The organism is Brevundimonas diminuta 3F5N, assembly GCF_900163625.1.
GTDB lineage: Bacteria > Pseudomonadota > Alphaproteobacteria > Caulobacterales > Caulobacteraceae > Brevundimonas > Brevundimonas diminuta_A.
The window spans coordinates 1-19,965 of sequence record NZ_FUIE01000043.1 but is presented as its reverse complement, the minus strand read 5'-3'; the positions used below and the strand labels follow the sequence as shown (position 1 = coordinate 19,965).

Sequence of the window (19,965 nt, the reverse complement as noted above, 5' to 3'; positions counted from 1 at the left end):
GGGTTGGGTGGGGGTGAAGGCAGATCGTTTCCGATAAAGGCGCGGGAGGCCTCCGCGCCTCGTGCGCCACGCCTTCTCACGTCGCGCCCTAATCACCTGGCCCTCCCCACCCGGTCGCTTCGCGACCACCCTCCCCGGGACGGGGAGGGAGAGGCGCGGCGTTTTGCTTCAGACCGGCCAGGTCTCGCGGCTGGCGCCCAGCACCTCGCCCGCCAGATACAGCGAGCCGCAGATGACCACCCGTCCGGCGCCCAGGGCCAGGGCGCGGTCCAGCGCGGCGTCCACTGATCCCGCCGCCATGGCGCCGAAGCCGCGTCCCTGGGCGACGCCGGCCAGAGCCTCCGGTTCGGCGGCCGTCCCGTCGAAGCCGACGGTGAAGACCTGGGCGTCGATCCCCTTCAAAGCCTCGAAGAAACCGCCCGCATCCTTGTTGGCCAACATGCCGACGATCAGGGCCGTGGGGCGCGGCGCGCGCGCCTGACGATCGGCCAGGGCGCGGGCCAGGGCGCGGGCGGCGTGGGGGTTGTGCCCGCCGTCCAGCCACAGTTCGGCGTCCGCCTTCTGGGCCTTATCGGCATAGGCGCCTGCCGTCAGCCGCTGCATCCGCGCGGGCCAGCGCACGGCCTTCAGGCCCTCGGCGATGGCGGTTTCGGGCAGGTCCAGCTCCAGCGCGGCGGCGATCGCCACGCCCGCATTGTCGAACTGGTGCGCGCCGGGCAGGGCTGGCGCGGGCAGGTCGAGAAACCGCTCCTGATCCTGAAACACGAGGCCGCCGCGTTCGGCCCAGGCGTCGAAGTCCACGCCCATGACCGTCAGGGGCGAGCCGACCTCGGCCGCGCGGCGCTCGATCACCGCCATGGCCGCCTCGGATTGACGCGCCACGACGCCGCGTGCGCCCGCTTTCAGGATGCCCGCCTTTTCGCCCGCCACGCCCTCGATGGTCGTGCCCAGAAACTCGGCGTGGTCCAGATCGACCGGGGTGATGACGCTGAGCAGGGGCCGGGCGATGACGTTGGTCGCGTCCAGCGATCCGCCCAGGCCGACCTCGATGATCGCCAGGTCGGCGGGCGTCTCGCTCATGGCCAGAAGGCCCGCCGCCGTGGTGCTTTCGAACACGGTCGCCTGGCCGCCCGTGTCGGCCATCGCCGCCTCGACCCGGTCGAGGATGGCGTTCAGCGCCTCATCCGTGATCAGCGTCCCGGCCAGCCGGATGCGCTCGTTGAAGCGCACCAGATGCGGCGAGGTATAGGTGTGGACGCGCAGGCCCGCCGCCTCTGCAATCGCCCGGAGCAGGGCGACCGTCGATCCCTTGCCGTTGGTGCCCGCGACATGGACCACCGGCGGCAGCTTGTCCTGCGGATCGCCGAGCGCGGCGCACAAGGCCCGCATCCGGTCCAGCGACAGGTCGATGCGCTGGGGATGCCGGGCGCGCAGGCGTTCCGAGATCGGGTCCATGGGAAAAGCCTGCGGTTAGGCAGCCTTCTTCTGGGCCGTACCGCCCATCAGCATGGACAGGATCTGGCCCAGCGTGGTCGGCAGGTCGCCGCGCGACACCACCTTGTCCACCATGCCCTTGTCCTTGAGGTATTCCGCGCGCTGGAAGCCCGGCGGCAGTTTCTCGCGGATGGTGGTCTCGATCACGCGCGGACCCGCGAAGCCGATCAGGGCGCCCGGCTCGGCCAGGTGAACGTCGCCCAGCATGGCGTAGGAGGCCGTGACCCCGCCCGTCGTGGGGTCGGTCAGCACCACGACGTAGGGCAGCTTGGCCGCCTTCACTTCCTGAACGGCCAGGGTGGTGCGGGCCATCTGCATCAGGCTGAGGGCGCCTTCCTGCATCCGCGCCCCGCCGGCGGCGGTGTAGCAGACCAGGGGAACGTTGCGCTTCACCGCTTCACGCGCGGCGGCGATGAAGGCCTCGCCCGCCGCCATGCCCAGCGAACCGCCCATGAAGGTGAAGTCCTGGACGATGACCACGGCGGGCGCGCCGCCGATACGGCCGTAGCCGATGGCCATGGTGTCCTTGCGGCCCGCCGCCTTGCGCGCCGCCGACAGACGATCGCGATAGGGCTTGCCGTCCGAGAATTTGAGCGGGTCTTCCGGCACGTCCGGCGTGTCGATGCTCTCGAACAGGCCGTCGTCGAAGGTGGCCTTCAGGCGCGTCGGGGCGTTGATCCGCATGTGACGGCCCGACGGCGTGACCCACAGGGCCGCCTCCAGGTCCGAGCGGAACAGCATTTCGCCCGTGTCGGGATCCTTGACCCACAGATTGTCCGGGGTGTCGCGCGGGCTGACGATCTTGCGCACGCCGGGCGCGAAACGCGACAGCCAGCCGCCGCGAGCCTTGTTCTCGGGATTTTTATCGACCATGGGCGGGGCCTTTAAACGGTTTCCGTCACGGAAGCACTAGTGCGGGCGGCATGAACCGCATCGGCCAGGGCCTTCACCTTGGCCAGAACGCGGGGAACGGCCGGTTCGTTCGCCGCCAGCGCGGCGGCCACTTCGTCGACGAAGACGGAGCCGGCGACCACGGCGTCGGCGACGCGGGCGATCTCGGCGGCGCGCTCGGGCGTCTTCACGCCGAAGCCGACGGCGACGGGCAGGTTGGCCGCGCGACGGACGCGCTCGACGGCGGGCGCCACATCAGCGGCCACAGCCTCCTTCACCCCCGTCACCCCGGCGACCGAGACGTAATAGACGAAGCCCGAAGTGCCCTCGGCGATGACCTTAAGCCGCTCGTCGTCAGACGTCGGCGTGGCGAGGCGGATCAGCGACAGATCGGCCGCCTTCAAAGCCGCCAGCAGAGGCGCCGCCTCTTCCGGCGGGCAGTCGACCACGATAATGCCGTCCACCCCGGCCTCGGCCGCATCGCGGGCGAAAGCCTCATAGCCGTAGGATTCGACCGGGTTCAGATAGCCCATCAGAATCAGCGGCGTGTCCTGATCCGTCTTGCGGAAGTCGGCGACCAGATCGAGCGTGCCGCGCAGGGTCATCCCCGCCTTCAGCCCGCGCAAGGCGGCGCGCTGGATCGGCGGCCCCTCGGCCATCGGATCGGAAAACGCCAGACCCAGCTCGATCAGGTCGGCGCCTGCGGCGGGCAGGCCCTTGAGGATCTCCAGCGCCTCATCCCGGCTGGGATCGCCGGTCATGACATAGGGAACGAAACCGGCCCGGCCCTCGGCCTTCAGCTTGGCGAAGCGGGCGTCGATGCGGGCGGTCGTCACTGAGCCGAACCTCCCGAAGGCGTCGCCGCCGGAGCGGCGGGCGCCGCCGTGCAGACGTCGCCCGGAATGACGGCGAAGCCCAGATAGCCCAGCGCGGTCGCCTCGGCCGGTTTGGTCTCATCGTAGAAGGCGACCATCTGCAGGCCGTCGCAGCCGCCGCCGTCGCGGCGACGCACGAAGATGACGCGGTTGTCGTCGCCGTCGGCCGCCAGCCAGTTCAGGGTGGCTAGATGCTCGGTATAGGCGTCGGCCAGGGCGCCGATCTGATCCAGTTGCGCCGTCACGCAGAAGGCCGCCGTGCGTAACAGGCCGCCGCAGTCGGCCGCCTCCGTCGCCGGCGGCAGGACCGGCATTCCCGTGGCCGCTGGACCAGGCGGGATCGTCGGCGCGGTCTGTACGGGCGCCTGGCCAGAAGACGTCTGGGGCGCAGGCGCGGCGTTGTTCTGCGCCAGGGTCAGAGTCGGCGACACGGCCGCCACGACGGCGGCGATCAGCAAAGTCTTCATCATCACAGCTCCACGCCCAGGTGCTGGGCCACGGTGTTGATATCCTTGTCGCCCCGGCCCGACAGGACGATCACCAGATCGCCGCCCTTGCCGATGTCCTTGGCGACCTCGCCCGCGCGCGCCAGGGCGTGCGAGGCTTCCAGCGCCGGAATGATGCCTTCCAGCCTGCACAGCTGTTGGAAGGCTTCCAGCGCCTCGTCGTCCGTGCTCGACAGATATTCGGCCCGGCCGAGGTCATGCAGCCAGGCGTGCTCCGGACCAATGCCCGGATAGTCCAGACCGGCCGAGATGGAGTGGCCCTCCAGGATCTGGCCGTCGGCGTCCTGCAACAGATAAGTGCGGTTGCCGTGCAGCACGCCCGAGCGCCCGCCCTTCAGGCTGGCGGCATGAGCAGGGGTGTCCAGACCGTGGCCAGCGGCCTCGACGCCGATCAGGCGCACGCCCTCGTCGGCGATGAAGGGGTGCATGGCGCCGATGGCGTTCGATCCGCCGCCGATGCAGGCCATGACGGCGTCGGGCAGGCGGCCGATCTGGCGCTGGCTCTGGGCCTTGATCTCCTTGCCGATCACCGACTGGAAATCGCGCACCATGGCCGGATAAGGGGCCGGGCCCGCCGCCGTGCCGATGATGTAATAGGTGTCAGCGACATTGGTGACCCAGTCGCGCATCGCCTCGTTCATGGCGTCCTTGAGCGTCGCCGCCCCGGCCGTCACCGCCGTCAGTTCCGCGCCCAGCAGCTTCATGCGGAAGACGTTCGGCTGCTGCCGCGCCACGTCGACGGCGCCCATGTAGACCGTGCAGGGAAGGCCGAAGCGGGCGCAGACGGTGGCCGAGGCGACCCCGTGCTGACCGGCGCCGGTCTCGGCGATGATGCGCGTCTTGCCCATGCGGCGGGCCAGCAGGATCTGACCCATGCAGTTGTTGATCTTGTGCGCGCCCGTGTGGTTCAGGTCTTCGCGTTTCAGCCAGATGTTCGCGCCGCCGAAATGCTCGGTCAGACGCTCGGCGAAATAGAGCGGGCTGGCGCGGCCGACGTAGTGCTCCAGATAGCCGTCGAGTTCGGCCTGAAAGCTCGGGTCCGCCTTGGCCGCCGCATAGGCCGCCTCCAACTCGTGGATCAGCGGCATCAGGGTCTCGGGCACGAAGCGGCCGCCATAGGGACCGAAGCGCCCTTCGGCGTCGGGCCAGGCGTAGGAATTCGACAGGGAGGCGTTCACGATATCCGGCACACGAAAATCTTCAGGGAGGAAGGCGACGAAATCAGGACCGCGATGCGGCGTCCAGAAAAGCTTTGATCAGAGCCCGGTCCTTAACACCCGGCGCGCTTTCAACGCCAGAGGACACATCAACCATCGGCGCCCCTGAAATCCGCACCGCCTCGGTGAGATTTTGCGGATCTAGCCCTCCGGCGAGGAACCAGTTTGCCGGAAGCGTCCGGTTCTGCATCAGCGTCCAGTCGAACGAGGCCCCCACCCCGCCGGGCAGATCGGCGCCCTTGGGCGGCCTGGCGTCGAACAGCAGATGATCGGCGACGCCGGTCCAGTCCGCGACATCGGCGAAGTCGGCCTCATCCCGGATCGGCAGGGCCTTGATGATCCCCGCTCCCGTCAGCCTTCGCGCCTCGGCCGCGCGCTGCGGCGTCTCCTGGCCGTGCAACTGGATGAAGTCGGGCCGCAGGATCAGGGCGACCTCGCTCAACAGGGCGTCGTCGGGATCGACCAGGACGGCGACCACCTTCGCCTTGCCCCGTGCACGGTCGAACAGGGTCGCGGCGTGCAGCGGCGGGATGTGACGCGGGCTCTTCGGAAACACCACCGCCCCGACAAAGGCCGCCCCGCCCTCCAGCGCCGCATCCAGCGTGTCCGGCGTCGTCAGGCCGCAGATCTTGGTCAGTGTCATGAGACAGGCAGGTGCGCGAGCATGAGGAAGAGGTCAAGCACGCCCTTCTTCTCCCCGCTCACCCCGGCGGACGCCGGGGCCCAGTTCTTTGGCGGCAAACGCGGCGCGTGAAGCTCTCACTGGATCCCGGCGTCCGCCGGGATGAGCGGAGTTTAAGAGACAAAGATCGAAGCGATCTCAGCCTCGCTCAGCAGCCGCCAAGCGCCCGGCGCCAGATCGTCCGGCAGCGCCAGCCCGCCCAGCCGCTCGCGGTGCAGGGCCTCGACGTGGTTGCCCGCCGCCGCGAACATCCGGCGCACCTGATGATAGCGGCCCTCCGTCACCGTCAGCAGGGCTTCGGTCGGCGACACGACCTCCAGCACGGCAGGCGCCAGCGGCTTGTCCTCGCCCTCCAGCACCAGTTCGCCCGAGGCGAACAGCGCCCCTTCCGTCCCGTTCAGCGGTCGCGCCAGCGTCGCGCGATAGACCTTGGCCACATGCCGCTTGGGCGAAATCACCCGATGCAGCAGGTCGCCGTCGTCCGTCAGCAGCAGCAGGCCCGAAGTCTGCTTGTCCAGCCGCCCGATGGTTGAAATCGCCGGGTCGCGCCGCCGCCAGCGGTCGGGCAGCACGTCATAGACCAGCGCCCCGTCCTCCTTGTGCGAACAGGTCATGCCCAGCGGCTTGTTCAGCAACACGACCAGCCCCGCCACGGGGTCCAGCGCCTCGCCGTCGATCTCCATGCGGCTCGGCAGATCGGGCGTCACCGGAATGCGCTTCGACACATCGGTCAGATCGGCGCCGTCCAGCACGATGCCGCCCGCCTTGCCCAGCCGCGCCATCTCGGCCCGCGAGCCATAGCCCATCGAGCCCAGCAGTTTGTCCACGCGGGATGTCGGAATCTTCTTGCTCATGCCCTATCGCCCTTCGGGCTACTTGAGGGTGGGATCACTTCACCGCCTCGAAAACCTTGTAGCCGCCCTGATCCACGACCATCCGCACGCGCTTGAACGCGGCGTCCAGTTCGGCCTCATAGGGCAGGTGGCGGTTGGCGACGATCCAGGCCGTCCCGCCCTTCTTCAGCATCTCGGCCGCCTTGCGGATGAAGGTCTGCCCCAGCCGCCGGTCCTCGTCGCCGCCGTCGTGGAAGGGCGGGTTGCTGACGATGAAGTTCAGATCGCCCGCCGCCTCCAGCGTCCGCACGTCGGCCCAATCGAAGGTCGCCCGCGCATCTTCGACATTGCGCTTCGCCGCCTCGACCGCGCGCCGGTCGATGTCGACCAGCCGCAAAGCCGTCACGCCGGACGACCGCAACACCACCGTCGACAGCGCCCCGAAGCCGCACCCCAGATCGGCGCCCGCCCCCTTCAGCGGCGGCAGCACCTGCGCCAGCAGCGCCGTGCCCGGATCAATCCGATCCCAGGCGAAGACGCCCGGCTGCGACCAGGCCTCCAGCCCCGGAACCACGCGCGGCGCGCCCGCTTCGATCGCGGCGTCCAGCCCCTCGGCCGCCTCCGGTCGAATGACGATGCAGCGGCGATGGTGGGCCTTGGCCGTCTCGGCGACTTCAAGGCTAAAGGCCTTCAACTCCTTGCCCAGCCGCGAGCCGCCCTTGTCCTTGGGCGCCATGACGTCCAGCCGCCCGCCGGGCTTCAGCGCCTTCAGCGCCAGCGCCAGCGTATAGCGACGCTCCACCGCGCCCGGCGGGGCATACAGCATCACCCCGTCGGCTGATCCGGGCGCAACCGTCTCCAGCGCCGTGGAGCCGGGGATCAGGGGCGAGGTCTGCGTCGCCGTCGAGGGCGGATCGAACACCGCGGGCGGGCGGCCATAAAGAAGCGTGGTCATGAAGGCGCTATATCTTTTTCCTCCCTGTTCGCGAAGCGAATGGGGAGGGGGACCACGAAGTAGTGGAGGGGCTTATGGCGAGCCAGGCCTTGGCCGCGGTGACACACATGGCAGCGGAGCCACGCAGCCCCTTTGTCTCGACGGCTATCGCCGCCGATCCACCTCCCCATTGCTCCGCAATAGGGAGGAGAAGCGGGTGACACCCCCGGCCGAATACGGCACAACGGCCGCCATGTTGGACTTCCCCCCGCTCGCTGACTCCTCGCCCACGCTGGACGAGGCGCGGACCCTGCTGGAACGCGTGTGGGGTCATGCCGATTTTCGCGGGCTTCAGGCGTCGGTGATCCAGGAAGTGCTGGCCGGACGCGATGTGCTGGCCGTGTTGCCGACCGGCGGCGGCAAGAGCGTCTGCTATCAGGTGCCCGCCATCCTGCGCGAGGGCGTGGGGCTGGTCGTCTCGCCGCTGATCGCCTTGATGACCGATCAGGTCGAGGCGTTGAAACAGCAGGGGGTGGCGGCCGCCCGGCTGGATTCCGGCCTGACGATGGACGAGCGTTCCGCCGTCTGGCGCGCGGCGCGGTCGGGCGAGCTGGACCTGCTGTATGTTTCGCCCGAAGGACTGGCGTCGGGGTCCATGCTGGAGCGTCTGGCCGAACTGCCGATCAGCCTGATCGCCATCGACGAGGCGCACTGCGTCAGCCAGTGGGGCCACGACTTCCGCCCCGACTACCGCACCCTGGGCCGTCTGGCCGAGATATTCCCCCGCGTGCCCCGCATCGCCGTCACCGCCACCGCCGACGCCCGCACGCGCGACGACATCCTGGCCTCGCTGAAGCTGGGCGAGGCCCGCGTCTTCGTCGACAGCTTCGCCCGCCCGAACCTGCAGCTGACCGCTGAGCGCAAGGTCAACGGCTCGCGCGCCCGCACCGACGCCCGCGTGGTCGAACTGGTGCGCGAACGGCGCGGCCGCTCGGGCGTGGTCTATTGCGGCAGCCGCGACGGCTGCGAGCGGGTGGCCGACGCGCTGCGCGACGCCGGGACCAACGCCATCGCTTATCACGCCGGGTTCGACGCGCGCGAACGCGACCGGCGACTGGAGCGCTTTCTGGCCGAGGACGGCGCCGTCATGGTCGCCACCATCGCCTTCGGCATGGGAGTGGACAAGCCGGACGTGCGCTTCGTCATCCACGCCGATCCGCCGGGTTCGCTGGAGGCCTATTGGCAGGAGATCGGCCGCGCCGGACGCGACGGCGAACCGGCCGAGGGCATCACCCTTTACGGCCCGTCGGACATCGCCTGGTCCCTGCGCCGTCTCGACAGCCGCCCGATGGCCGAAGAGGTCAAGCAGGTCCAGACCCGCAAGGTGCGCCAGCTGTTCGCCATGCTGGACGGCGCAACCTGCCGCCCGCAATCCGTGCGTCGCTATTTCGGCGAGCAGGACGCCGAGCCCTGCGGCGTCTGCGACGTCTGCGGCGACCCGCCCGCCACCTTCGACGCCCTCGTCCCCGCGCAGAAGGCGCTGGCGGCGGTGCAGCGGCTGGGCGAGCGGTTCGGCCGCACGCGCGTCATCGACCACCTGACCGGCCGGACCAAGGACGTCCAGCCGTGGGAGGCGGGCCTGTCCACCTGGGGCGTCGGGGCCGATCTGTCGCTGGTCGGCTGGCGCGACGTCATCGACCATCTGATGTTCGAAGGCCTGCTGGTCGAGGATCCCAACGACGGCAAGCCTCTGGTTCGCCTGGGCGACCCTCAGGCCGTGCGCGCCGTCTATCGCGGCGAACGGGTGGTGCGGGTCAAGGAGCCGCCGACCCGCGCCGTGGCCGAGGACAAGCCGCGCCGTAACGCCGGGCGCAATCTGGCGGTCGAGGGACTGGACGCCGATGTGCGCGCCCGCTTCGAGGCCCTGCGCGCCTGGCGCCGCGAGCGCGCCATCGAGCAGCGCGTGCCGCCCTACGTCATCTTCCAGGACAAGACCCTGGTCGAGATCGCCCTTCAGGAGCCGCGCGGCCTGGACCAGCTGGCCGTCATTCCCGGCGTCGGCGCGGGCAAGCTGGACCGCTACGGCCCGGCGGTGCTGGAGGCGCTGGAGGCCGCCGCCTGACGGTTTCCATGACCAAAGCTTAACTGGCGCGTCATTTCTCCGCCTGTCACCTCTTTCAGCGAGGATGACGAGGGGATGCTCATGAACCGAATGTTGACCGCAGGCTTCGCCTGCCTGGCGATGGCGGGCGCGGTTCAGGCGCAGGAAACCCCAAATACAGCATCCGGACCGATGGACCAGCCGCGCGACTGGTCCGCCGCCCTGGTTCAGGACGCGACCGGCCTGCACGACATCATGATCGATAGCCACCCAGGCGTGCATGACCCGCTCAATCCCGGCTTCCGCGCGCGCCTGGATCAGGGGCTAGCGACGGCGCTGGAGCGGGCCAAGACCACCACGGATCGAGGCGGCTGGTGGTGGGCGATGCGCGCCTATGTCGCCAGCTTCGAGGACGGCCACGTTCAGATCCGCCTGACCCAGAGGGACTTCGGTTTCCCGACCCGCTGGCCCGGCTTTCTGACCGCCTATCGCGGCGCCGATCAGGTGGTCGCCGACCGCGATGAAGGCGACGACGCCGCCCCGCCGCTGGGCGCCCGGCTGATCGACTGCGACGGCGTGGACGCCGCGACCCTGGCCGAACAGCGCATCGGCCAGTTCCGGGGCCGCTGGTTCCTGGAGGCGATCAAGACCCGCTTCGGCGACTGGATGTTCCTGAGCTCAGAGAACCCGTGGCAGACAGAGATGAAGACCTGCCGTTTCGAGGCGGGCGGCGCGACCAAGACCTACGCCCTTGACTGGCGTCCCGCGCCGGATGATCTGAGCGACCGCCGCGCCCGGCTGATGCCGGGCGCCCGGCCCGACTTCGCCCTGAAGCATTTCGACGACGGCGGCTTCTGGATCTCAACCCCCACCTTCAACGGCGACCCCGCCGGCGAGGCCTACGCCGAACTGACGGCCCTGGTCGCCGACATGAAAACCAAGCAGGACGCCCTGCGCGCCGCCCCCTATGTGGTGCTGGACCTGCGCGGCAACGGCGGCGGCTCCTCGCACTGGAGCCAGCTGATGGCCCAGGTCCTGTGGGGCGACGACTGGATGGCGGCCCATCCCGAACCGGCGATCGAAGGGGTCGACTGGCGCGCCTCGGACGGCAACATCGCCGAAATATCCGCCTTCCTCGACAAGCTGCGCGCCACGAACGGCCAGCCCGAGCTGATCGCCTGGGCCGAAGACGCCATCAACGGCATGAAGGCGGCGAAGGCCGCGGGCCAGGTCTATTGGCGCAGCGCCAATGATGAGCCCGCCGACGCCGCTCCGGCGTCGCCCACGCCGCAACTGATGGCGGGCCGGGTCTATGTCCTGACCGACTCCAGCTGCGGTTCGGCCTGCCTGGACGCCGTCGATCTGTGGAAGACCGTGGGGGCCGTCCAGGTCGGCCGCGAAACCTCGGCCGACACCGTCTACATGGAGATCAGGGAGCCGACCCTGCCCAGCGGCCTGGCCGAGATCGCCGTGCCGATGAAGGTCTATCGCGGCCGCGCACGCGGCAACAACGAGCCGCAGCGCCCCCAATACGTCATCGAAGGCGACATGAGCGACGACGCGGCCCTGCTGGCCTCGATCCGTCGGCTGCAGCCGAACTGACGCCTCAGCGCAGGAAGCGTTCGACCGCCTGCTGGAACTGACGGGGGCGGTCGATCATGACCATGTGTTCGGCCCCCTCGATCCGCTCGAAGGCGGCGGGGTGCGGCAGGGAGCGGTAGCCCGCGCGGAACAGGCCGTCGACATGGCTGCGCGGACTCTTGTCGTCGGGGCTCCAGCCGTAGACGACGGTGACCGGCGCCTCGATCAGCGGCAGGCGCGAACGCAGGTCGGTGGTCATCACCTCATACAGGCCCTGGGCCAGCACGCGGCGATCGCCGCCCTGCCATCCCAGACCGCCCAGCAGGTTATCGGCGGCCCCGCCCAGCTCCAGCCCCATGGAGGAGGCCTGGGTCCGCAACGCCTGGTCGCCCAGCAGCATCAGCCCCTGATAGGCGATGCGGGCCAGCGGCTCGACATCGGCGGCGGTCGAGCCGGGGCTGATCAGCGACGGGAAGAAGGGCGAGGCGTCCACCACCATGACCTTGCCGATGCGCTCGCCCGCGTCGGCGGCGACCCGCAGCGCCACCTGACCGCCCATGGAATGACCGATCAGGGCCGGACGGCGCAGGCCCTGCTCCTCGATATAGCGGCGGATTTCGGCGGACGTCGGCGCGCCGACCAGCCCTTCGGCGTTGCCGCCGGGCGCCGTTTCGCCAAAGCCGCGCACCGTCACCAGATGCACCCGATAGCGCCCCTCCAGCGCCGCCGCCGTGCGCGCCCAGACGGCCGAGGTCGAGGCCAGGCCGGGGATCAGCACGACGTCCGGTCCCTGGCCCTTCGTCTCGACCAGGATGCGTGACGACTGGAACGGCGCGGCGGCGGGCGTCGCGGGCTCGGTCGGCGCAGCCGCCGCCCCCGCCGGCAGGGCGACTCCAGCCAAGACGCCGGCCAAAACGGCGGACAAGACACTGAAACGGAGCGATTGGCGCATGACGCCAGCCTGCCGGTCGATAACGGCGAAACCTCGACCGGGGCGCGCGCACGGCTGGGCCATTGTGTTTTTTCTCCAACAGGAGTGAACTCGGTTCCTTCCTGGGGAGGATGCTATGAAACCAATCATTATCGCCATAGCCGCCGTCGCCGCTCTGGCCGCTTCACCCGCCCTGGCCGAAAGCTGGCACGTCGTCTCGCGCAGCTCGGCCACGGTCTTCATGCTGGACGTGGATTCCATCACCGAGGCCGACAGCGCGCGCACGGCGCTGCTGGCGCGCGTACCGGCGGCGGGCGCGACCGACGACCTGTCCTATTCCGCCGGCCAGATCAGCATCCGCTGCAGCGCCAACCAGTCCAAGCCGGGGGTGGAGGTTCTCTACGGGCCCGACGGCGCCGAGCAGGAGCGGATCGACGACGGCTACGACTTCGACGCCATCGCCAAGAACTCTCTGGATTCCTACATCAAGGACATGCTGTGCGACGGCCAGCGCAGCACCAGCATCTATCCGTCCATCCGCGCCTTCATCGAGGCGGGACGCCCGCGCTAAGGCGGCGCCGTGAGGCGGCCCGCCCCTTGCCGGGGCGGGGTCCGGCGTCTATCGCCTAGCTTGGGGGCGCACGTCCCTGGTTCGGACGGGCCTTGCTCCATCCTCAGCGCCTGAGGCGACGCTCCAGGGCGGCCGAACCTGTAGTGTAAACAGTCAGAGTCGCCGCCTTGCCCAACCCGACGCCCGCCGTCGCCGCCTCGTCCCGCGTTCCAGAACCCTCTCTTGATCCGCAGAGTCTGGAGCGCCTGCGCGCTCTGCTCAGCGCCAACGCCGACGCCATGGTGGCCGCCTTCTATCAGGTGCTGCTCAACGACCCGGACGCCCAGACCTTCCTGCATCACTCCATCGTTCAGGAGCGGCTCAGCCCCTCGCTCCGCGGCTGGCTGATCGCCCTGTTCGCCCCGGACCTGGACACGCGTGACGCCGCCTTCATCGCCCGTCAGACCAAGATCGGCGAGGTCCACGCCCGTATCAAGATTCCCATGCACCTGGTCATGGCCGGAGCAGCTGTGCTGAAGGCGCGGCTGGCGGATGATCTGGCCGGCGATCCGGCGGCCTTCGACCTGTTGCGCCTGGCGGACCAGCGCATCGACCACGCCCTTCGCCTGATGAGCCAGTCCTATGAGAAGGGCGCCAGCAACCGGGCGCGTCTGGACGAAGCCTATCGTCTGTTCTCCCTGGATCAGGACATCCATTTCGAACGCGAAAGCCAGCGCGCGGGCCTGATGGAATGGAGCCAGAAGACCCTGTTCCGCATCCTGGGATCAGGCGGCGTCGATGGGGCGAGCGCGCTGGGCGCCTCGCCGTTCGGTCTGTGGATTCGCCATCGGGCCGACTTCCTGTTCGATGGCTCGCCGCACCTGTCGCGGCTGAACGCCGCCATGGACCGGATCGACAGGGAGCTGCTGCCCCGCTTCACGCCGGACGCCGCCCCGGCCGACCTCGCCGCGCCCCTGAAGGCGCTGGAAGCCGCCGTCGAGGAGGTCGCCTTCCTGCTGAACGAGATGTTCCAGGGCCTGGCGGGCATGGAGGGCGGCCGCGACCCGCTGACCCGCGCCCTGAACCGGCGCTTCCTGTCGTCGATCCTCAGCCGCGAGATCGGCTTCGCCAACACCAACCACACGCCCCTGTCGGTGCTGCTGCTGGACGTGGATCACTTCAAGCGGATCAACGACACGCACGGCCACCCGGTCGGCGACGAGGTGCTGCGCCAGGTGGCCGAGGCCGTGACCGAGAACGTGCGGCCCAGCGACTTCGTCTTCCGCTACGGCGGCGAAGAATTCCTGGTGGTCCTGGTCGAGACCAGCCTGCACCAGGCCGCGACCATCGCCGAGCGGATGCGCCTGGCCCTGGCGACCAAGGCCATCACCACGGGCGGCCTGAGCCCGTTCCACATCACGGCCTCGATAGGCGTGGCCGCGCATCAGGGCCACCCGGACGAGAACTATCTGGTGAAGGCGGCAGACGACGCCCTCTACCGCGCCAAGCAGAACGGCCGGAACCGGGTCGAGCAGGACCGCCGCGGCGCCTGACGGCGCCGCGCGCAGCCCGCGCGATCAGGCGTCGACGGCGGCGTCCAGGGCGTTGTCCTGGATGAACTCGCGGCGCGGCTCGACCACGTCGCCCATCAGCTTGGCGAACAGGTCGTCGGCGTCGTCGCCGTGCTCGACCTTGACCTGCAGCAGGGTGCGGGCGTTGGCGTCCAGGGTGGTCTCCCACAACTGTTCCGGGTTCATCTCGCCCAGGCCCTTGTAGCGCTGGATGGCGATGCCCTTTTTCCCTGCGTCCAGCACGGCCGCCAGCAGGTCCAGCGGGCCGCGGATGGTCGTGGTCTTGTCCTTGCGGCGATAGACGGCCGGGGCCGAGAACAAGCCGTCGAAGGCGGCGGCGCGTTCGGCCAGACGGCGGGCGTCCAGCGAGCGGCCCAGCACCTCGTCCAGCACGATGGTCTCGCTGACGGCGCGGCGCACGCGGTTGAACGCCACCCCGCCCTGGGCGGCCAGCTCGCCGCTCCACGGGCCGTCGCCTTCCTCGGCGTAGAGGTTCAGCCGTTCAGCCGCGCGCGCGGCGCGGTCGGCCAGCTCGCCGGCGTTTTCGTTGAACAGACCGGCCAGGGCGCCCTGCTCGATGGCGAAGGCCGGGGCGCGCGTCGCCAGCCGGTCGACCAGCGCCTTGAAGCCCTTGGCCTCGCGAACCAGCTCCTGCAGGTCCATGCCGGCGCGCACCTCGCCCGAGGCCAGTTCCAGCACGGCGTCGGCGCTGCCTTCCTCGATCAGATAGGCGTCCATCTCCGCCTGATCCTTGACGTAGCGGTGCTGCTTGCCCTTCGAGACCTTATAGAGCGGCGGCTGGGCGATGTAGACGTGGCCACGCTCGATCAGCTCCGGCATCTGACGATAGAAGAAGGTCAGCAGCAGGGTGCGGATGTGGGCGCCGTCGACGTCGGCGTCGGCCATCAGAATGATCTTGTGATAGCGCAGCTTGTCAGCGTTGAAGTCGTCGCGGCCGATGCCGGTGCCCAGCGCCAGGATCAGCGTGCCGATCAGGTCCGACGACAGCATCCGATCAAAGCGCGCGCGCTCGACGTTCAGGATCTTGCCGCGCAGGGGCAGGACGGCCTGGTTCTCGCGGTTGCGCGCCTGTTTGGCCGAGCCGCCTGCGGAATCGCCCTCGACGATGAAGAGTTCGGACTTGGCCGGATCGCGTTCCTGACAGTCGGCCAGCTTGCCGGGCAGGGAGCTGATCTCCAGCGCCGACTTGCGGCGGGTCAGGTCGCGCGCCTTGCGGGCGGCCTCACGGGCGGACGCTGCTTCGATGATCTTGGAGACGATCAGCTTGGCTTCGACCGGGTGTTCCTCGAACCACTCGGACAGGCCTTCCGAGCACAGGTTCTCGACCGCCGGGCGCACCTCGGACGAGACCAGCTTGTCCTTGGTCTGCGAGCTGAATTTGGGGTCCGGCACCTTGACCGACAGGACGCAGGTCAGACCTTCGCGGGCGTCCTCGCCGGTCGGCGCGACCTTCTCCTTCTTGGCCAGGCCCGAGCTCTCGATATAGCTGCTCATGACGCGGGTCAGCGAGGCGCGGAAGGCCGACAGGTGGGTGCCCCCATCCCGCTGCGGGATGTTGTTGGTGAAGCACAGCATGGTCTCGTGGTAGCTGTCGTTCCACCACAGGGCCAGGTCCAGCTCGATGCCGTCCTTCTGGCCGCGAATGACGATGACGTCCTTCAGGATCGGGGTCTTGGACTTGTCGAGGTGGCGCACGAAGGCTTCGACGCCGCCCTCATAGTGCAGCATGATCTCGATCGGCTCAGGCCCGCGATGGTCCGACAGCTTGATGACCACGCCCGAGTTCAGGAAGGCCAGCTCGCGCAGGCGGTGCTCCAGCGTCTTCAGATCGAAGTCGATGTGGCTGAAGGTCGTGACCGACGGATAGAAGGTGACCTCGGTGCCGGTCAGAAGACGGCCCTTGTCCTCGCGCATCGGCGCCTCGCCGATGACCGCCAGCGAGCGCACGGTCTCGCCGCGCTCGAAGCGGACGCTGTGCTTCTTGCCGTCGCGATAGATGACCAGCTCCAGCCAGTCCGACAGGGCGTTGACCACCGAGACGCCCACGCCGTGCAGGCCGCCCGACACCTTGTAGGAGTTCTGGTCGAACTTACCGCCCGCGTGCAGCTGGGTCATGATGACCTCGGCGGCGGAAATGCCTTCCTCGGCGTGGATGGCGGTCGGGATGCCGCGTCCGTTGTCGGTCACGGTGACCGAGCCGTCCTCGTTCAGGGTGACCGTCACCAGGTCGGCGTGGCCGGCCAGGGCCTCGTCGATGGCGTTGTCCACCACCTCATAGACCATGTGGTGCAGACCCGAGCCGTCGTCCGTGTCGCCGATATACATGCCGGGGCGCTTGCGCACCGCGTCCAGGCCTTTGAGAACCTTGATGGAATCGGCGCCGTATTCGGGCGAGGGAGCAGTCTGTTCGGTCATGAAAACGTCGGCTCAGGGTCCGCAGGCGGACAGGGAAGAGGCGACCCTGCGGCCGCCCGTCTCAGGGGCGCAAATCAGCGCGCCCCGAAGTCTCAGATATATAGGAAATTCGACGGGAAAAGCGAGCCTTTAAGCCCCTCTCCCTCCCCTTCATGGGGAGGGTGGTCGGAGCGAAGCGGAGACCGGGTGGGGAGGGCTGGGCGATCCTGGCCTCAGCGCTCGATTTGCCTTGCCGCCCCCACCCGGCTTCGGCCTAACGGCCTCAGCCACCCTCCCCATAAAGGGGAGGGAGAGGGCCGCGCGACTTCATCCCGCCAGCCCGCCGCCTTCCACCGCCACGAACTGCGCTCGGCCCTCCAGCGCCGCGAACAACGGCCGCTCCGTGCCCGTCATGAAGGCCTGAAGCTTCAAGGCTTCGATCTCGTCGAACAGGGCGGCACGGCGGGCTTCGTCCAGGTGGGCCGGCGCCTCGTCCAGCAGCAGAACGGGCTGCGCGGGCTGATCCGCCAGACGCGCCACCTGGGCCAGGATCAGGTTCAGCACCAGGGCCTTCTGCTCGCCGGACGACCCCTCGGCGGCGGGCCGGTTCTTCTCGCGGTGCAGCGCCGTCAGGTCCGAGCGGTGCGGCCCGAACAGGCTGCGACCCGCCGCCGCGTCGCGGGCGCGGGCGCGCATAAGGCCTTCGCCCAGAGCCTCGACGATGTCGGCCTCATCCGCCCCCGCCGCCGCCATCTCTTCGGCCGGCCCCGCCAGGCCCAGATCGGCCTGAGGGAAGGGACGGTCGGCGCGGGCGTCGATCCCGGCCTGAAGCGCCTTCAGCGCCCCGGCGCGGGCCATCGCCGCCCGCGCGCCGCTCTCGGCCAGCCGGGCCTCCAGGGCGTCGAGCCACAGAGGATCGGCCGCGCGCGTCTCGTCGGTCAGCAGCCGCAGCCGCTCGCGCAGAGCCTTCTCATAGGTGGAGACGACGGCCGCGTGGTCAGGATGGGCGGCGAAGACCAGACGGTCAAAGAACCGCAACCGCTCGGCCCGCGCGTCCGAGAACAGCCGATCCTGCTCGGGCGTGGCCCAGACCGGGCGCAAATGATCCAGCAGCCGCCCCGGCGGCGCCGTCTCGCCGTCGATGCGCACGATGCGCCGCGCCGACGGCCCCATGGTCTGCACGCCGGTGCCCAGACGCGCCTCGTCGCCGTCGGCTGCCTGCAGCGTCGCCGCCACGGCCCAAGGCCGCCCGACCGCCTCGCCCGGCTCGCGCCGCCCCATCTCGGCCGCCGCCGCCCCGCGCAACCCCTTACCGGGGGTCAGCAGGCTGATGGCTTCCAAGAGGTTGGTCTTGCCCGCCCCGTTCGGCCCATGCAGCACGACGGTTCCGCCGGAAATCGGCAGGGTCGCGCCCGCGTAGGAGCGGAAGTCGGTGAGGGCGAGGGAGGTGATCATGCGTTGATCAGCAGATACACCGATTTGGCGTAGGGGCGCTGAAGAAGAAACCGCTCACCCCGGCGGACGCCGGGGCCCAGTACGAACCACGCTCTGCGCGCTTGCAACCAAAGGACTGGATCTCGGCGCCCGCCGAGATGAGCGGGGCATAGGCTCAGCACGCATCAAAGCAGTGTCGGCAGCAGATCATCCCAAGCCGGGTTCATCCGCTCGATCAGGTCTAGCTTCCATTCACGGCGCCATTCCTTGATCTGGCGCTCACGACGAAAGGCTTCGTCGCGCGTGCCGTGGTGCTCATACCAGACGAGGCGAGAGACATCATATCTCGCTGTGAAACCGCCGCGCAGCGTCTCGCGATGCTCGACGACCCGCTTCAGCAGATCGTCGGTGGAGCCGGTGTAAAGCGTGCCGTTGCGGCGACCGGCCAGGATGTAGGTGTAGAAAAACATCCAACCTCCCGGCGCGGCTCTCACTGGACCCCGGCGTCCGCCGGGGTGAGCGGTGTGGTTACACCCGCAGTGGCATCAGCACGTACTGCACGCCCACGTCGGCCGGGTCCAGCACCAGGGTCGGGCTGGCCGGGTCGGCGAATTTGAAGTGGGCGGTCTCGCCGGTGATCTGGCCGGCGACGTCCAGCAGGTAGCGGGCGTTGAAGCCGATCTCGAACGGCTCGTCGGAATAGCCGATCTCGACCTCTTCCTCGGCCTGACCGGCTTCCATGTTGCGGACGGTCAGCTTCACCCGGTCATTGTCGAAGGCCAGCTTCACCGAGCGGCTCTTTTCCGCCGAGATGGTGGCCACGCGGTCGACGGCCTTGGCGAACAGGGCGTTGTCGATGTCGGCCTGCTTGTCGTTGCCCTTGGGAATGACGCGCAGATAGTCGGGGAAGGCGCCGTCGATGACCTTGGAGGTCAGGCTGGCCTCGCCGAACTCGAAGCGGATCTTCTGGGCCGAGACCTGGACCTCGACCGGGCCGGCGCCGTCGTCCAGCAGGCGGCGGACCTGATCTACCGTCTTGCGCGGCACGATGACGCCGGGGCCGCCCGCCGCGCCTTCCGGCGCCGGGGTCTCGGCCAGGGCCAGACGGTGGCCGTCGGTGGCCACGGCGCGCAGCAACGGAATGCCGCCGTCAGCCACGGTGTGCAGATACAGGCCGTTCAGATAGTAGCGCGTCTCTTCGGTCGAGACGGCGAAGCGCGTCTTGTCGATCAGACGCGCCAAGTCTTCCTTGGGCAGGGTGTAGCGCGCGCCCGACGCCTCGGTCGACATGACCGGGAAGTCGCCCGCCGGCAGCACCGGCAGGTTGAAGCGCGAGCGGCCCGCCGCCACCACCAGACGCGGATCGTCGCCCGAATAGGTCAGCGATACCTCGGCGCCGTCCGGCAGCTTGCGCACGATCTCGTACAGGGTGTGGGCCGGGGCCGTGATCTGGCCCTCGACGTTCACCTGCGCCGGAGCCTCGTCGACCATCTCCATGTCCAGGTCGGTGGCCGCGAACGACAGGCGGTCGCGCCCGGCGCTCAGCAGCACGTTGGACAGGATCGGAATGGTGTTGCGACGCTCGACCACGCTCTGGACGTGCCCCAGGGCCCGAAGAAGCGCGGATCGTTCGATGGTCAGCTGCATTTGGTCTCGCCCGGTCGCGACCCCACCGAAGCAGCGTCGCCGTAAATATGGGCAGGAACACTAGCGCATTGAGCGCGGGGGGCAACGGGCAGAGGCGCTTGCACGCCGTCTGCCCCCGATTTCCACAGGCTGGGCGCCCCTAAAATCCGCTCATCCCGGCGAAGGCCGGGATCCAGATGCAAACCTGGCGGTTGGTTAGAAAGGCCCACCGGAGCCGCAACGGCAGATGGCGAGCCTTACAATCTGGGTCCCGGCCTTCGCCGGGATGAGCGGGGAGAGGCGCTTAGCCGCGCAGTTTACGCG

17 protein-coding genes are annotated in these 19,965 nt (G+C 69.2%); 4 read left to right on the top strand and 13 right to left on the bottom strand.

Annotated elements, in window-relative coordinates; all coding sequences use genetic code 11:
* Positions 1-168: 168 nt before the first annotated feature.
* From FM111_RS08105 to FM111_RS08070, 8 genes are all read right to left on the bottom strand, one after another.
* On the bottom strand, positions 169-1,455 hold the full coding sequence (locus tag FM111_RS08105) for a bifunctional folylpolyglutamate synthase/dihydrofolate synthase (RefSeq protein WP_087140459.1): 1,287 nt from the start codon (positions 1,453-1,455) through the stop codon (positions 169-171).
* Positions 1,456-1,470: 15 nt separating this feature from the next.
* Positions 1,471-2,367 (bottom strand): acetyl-CoA carboxylase carboxyltransferase subunit beta, encoded by an 897-nt coding sequence (locus FM111_RS08100; protein WP_087140458.1) that lies wholly within the window; start codon positions 2,365-2,367, stop codon positions 1,471-1,473.
* A gap of 11 nt (positions 2,368-2,378) precedes the next feature.
* Positions 2,379-3,221 (bottom strand): tryptophan synthase subunit alpha, encoded by an 843-nt coding sequence (trpA, locus tag FM111_RS08095; protein WP_087140457.1) that lies wholly within the window; start codon positions 3,219-3,221, stop codon positions 2,379-2,381.
* A complete protein-coding gene (locus tag FM111_RS08090; protein WP_087140456.1) occupies positions 3,218-3,730 on the bottom strand; it encodes a hypothetical protein in 513 nt (170 codons plus the stop codon). Before FM111_RS08090 ends, trpA begins: the two co-directional genes overlap by 4 nt.
* Positions 3,730-4,947 carry a tryptophan synthase subunit beta gene (trpB, locus tag FM111_RS08085; protein ID WP_373407967.1) on the bottom strand — a complete coding sequence of 406 codons (1,218 nt, stop codon included), beginning with the start codon at positions 4,945-4,947 and terminating at the stop codon, positions 3,730-3,732. The genes FM111_RS08090 and trpB overlap by 1 nt, the downstream gene beginning before the upstream one ends.
* Before the next feature lie 40 nt (positions 4,948-4,987).
* Complete coding sequence (locus FM111_RS08080) at positions 4,988-5,626, bottom strand: phosphoribosylanthranilate isomerase (protein WP_087140454.1); 639 nt, start codon at positions 5,624-5,626, stop codon at positions 4,988-4,990.
* Between the two features lie 152 nt (positions 5,627-5,778).
* Positions 5,779-6,519, bottom strand: a complete 741-nt coding sequence (locus tag FM111_RS08075) for a pseudouridine synthase (protein WP_087140453.1) — start codon at positions 6,517-6,519, stop codon at positions 5,779-5,781.
* A 34-nt stretch (positions 6,520-6,553) separates the two neighbouring features.
* A complete protein-coding gene (locus FM111_RS08070) occupies positions 6,554-7,453 on the bottom strand; it encodes a class I SAM-dependent methyltransferase (RefSeq protein ID WP_087140452.1) in 900 nt (299 codons plus the stop codon).
* A 232-nt stretch (positions 7,454-7,685) separates the two neighbouring features.
* Here FM111_RS08070 and recQ point away from each other — a divergent pair, with 232 nt between their 5' ends.
* Both recQ and FM111_RS08060 read left to right on the top strand, forming a co-directional pair.
* Entirely contained in the window at positions 7,686-9,554 is a 1,869-nt protein-coding gene (recQ, locus tag FM111_RS08065; protein ID WP_087140451.1) for a DNA helicase RecQ, read from the top strand.
* 81 nt (positions 9,555-9,635) lie between these two features.
* The gene (locus tag FM111_RS08060) at positions 9,636-11,135 is read left to right on the top strand and encodes a S41 family peptidase (protein ID WP_087140461.1); all 1,500 of its coding nucleotides are present in this window, start codon (positions 9,636-9,638) and stop codon (positions 11,133-11,135) included.
* Positions 11,136-11,139: 4 nt separating this feature from the next.
* Here the strand turns inward: FM111_RS08060 and FM111_RS08055 are convergent, their stop codons facing one another.
* The gene (locus tag FM111_RS08055; RefSeq protein ID WP_087140460.1) at positions 11,140-12,066 is read right to left on the bottom strand and encodes an alpha/beta fold hydrolase; all 927 of its coding nucleotides are present in this window, start codon (positions 12,064-12,066) and stop codon (positions 11,140-11,142) included.
* A 115-nt stretch (positions 12,067-12,181) separates the two neighbouring features.
* Here FM111_RS08055 and FM111_RS08050 point away from each other — a divergent pair, with 115 nt between their 5' ends.
* Together FM111_RS08050 and FM111_RS08045 are read left to right on the top strand one after the other, a co-directional pair.
* Entirely contained in the window at positions 12,182-12,616 is a 435-nt protein-coding gene (locus tag FM111_RS08050) for a hypothetical protein (protein WP_087140450.1), read from the top strand.
* 167 nt (positions 12,617-12,783) lie between these two features.
* A complete protein-coding gene (locus FM111_RS08045; RefSeq protein WP_087140449.1) occupies positions 12,784-14,148 on the top strand; it encodes a diguanylate cyclase in 1,365 nt (454 codons plus the stop codon).
* 24 nt (positions 14,149-14,172) lie between these two features.
* On the opposite strand, the gene gyrB is transcribed toward FM111_RS08045, so the two are convergent.
* From gyrB to dnaN, 4 genes are all read right to left on the bottom strand, one after another.
* Positions 14,173-16,602: a DNA topoisomerase (ATP-hydrolyzing) subunit B gene (gene gyrB / locus FM111_RS08040; RefSeq protein WP_087140448.1), complete on the bottom strand. Its 2,430-nt coding sequence runs from the start codon at positions 16,600-16,602 to the stop codon at positions 14,173-14,175.
* 306 nt (positions 16,603-16,908) lie between these two features.
* Positions 16,909-18,036 carry a DNA replication/repair protein RecF gene (gene recF / locus FM111_RS08035; protein WP_087140447.1) on the bottom strand — a complete coding sequence of 376 codons (1,128 nt, stop codon included), beginning with the start codon at positions 18,034-18,036 and terminating at the stop codon, positions 16,909-16,911.
* A gap of 164 nt (positions 18,037-18,200) precedes the next feature.
* Positions 18,201-18,485 carry a GIY-YIG nuclease family protein gene (locus tag FM111_RS08030; protein WP_087140446.1) on the bottom strand — a complete coding sequence of 95 codons (285 nt, stop codon included), beginning with the start codon at positions 18,483-18,485 and terminating at the stop codon, positions 18,201-18,203.
* Positions 18,486-18,543: 58 nt separating this feature from the next.
* Positions 18,544-19,662: a DNA polymerase III subunit beta gene (gene dnaN / locus FM111_RS08025; protein WP_087140445.1), complete on the bottom strand. Its 1,119-nt coding sequence runs from the start codon at positions 19,660-19,662 to the stop codon at positions 18,544-18,546.
* Between the last annotated feature and the right edge of the window lie 303 nt (positions 19,663-19,965).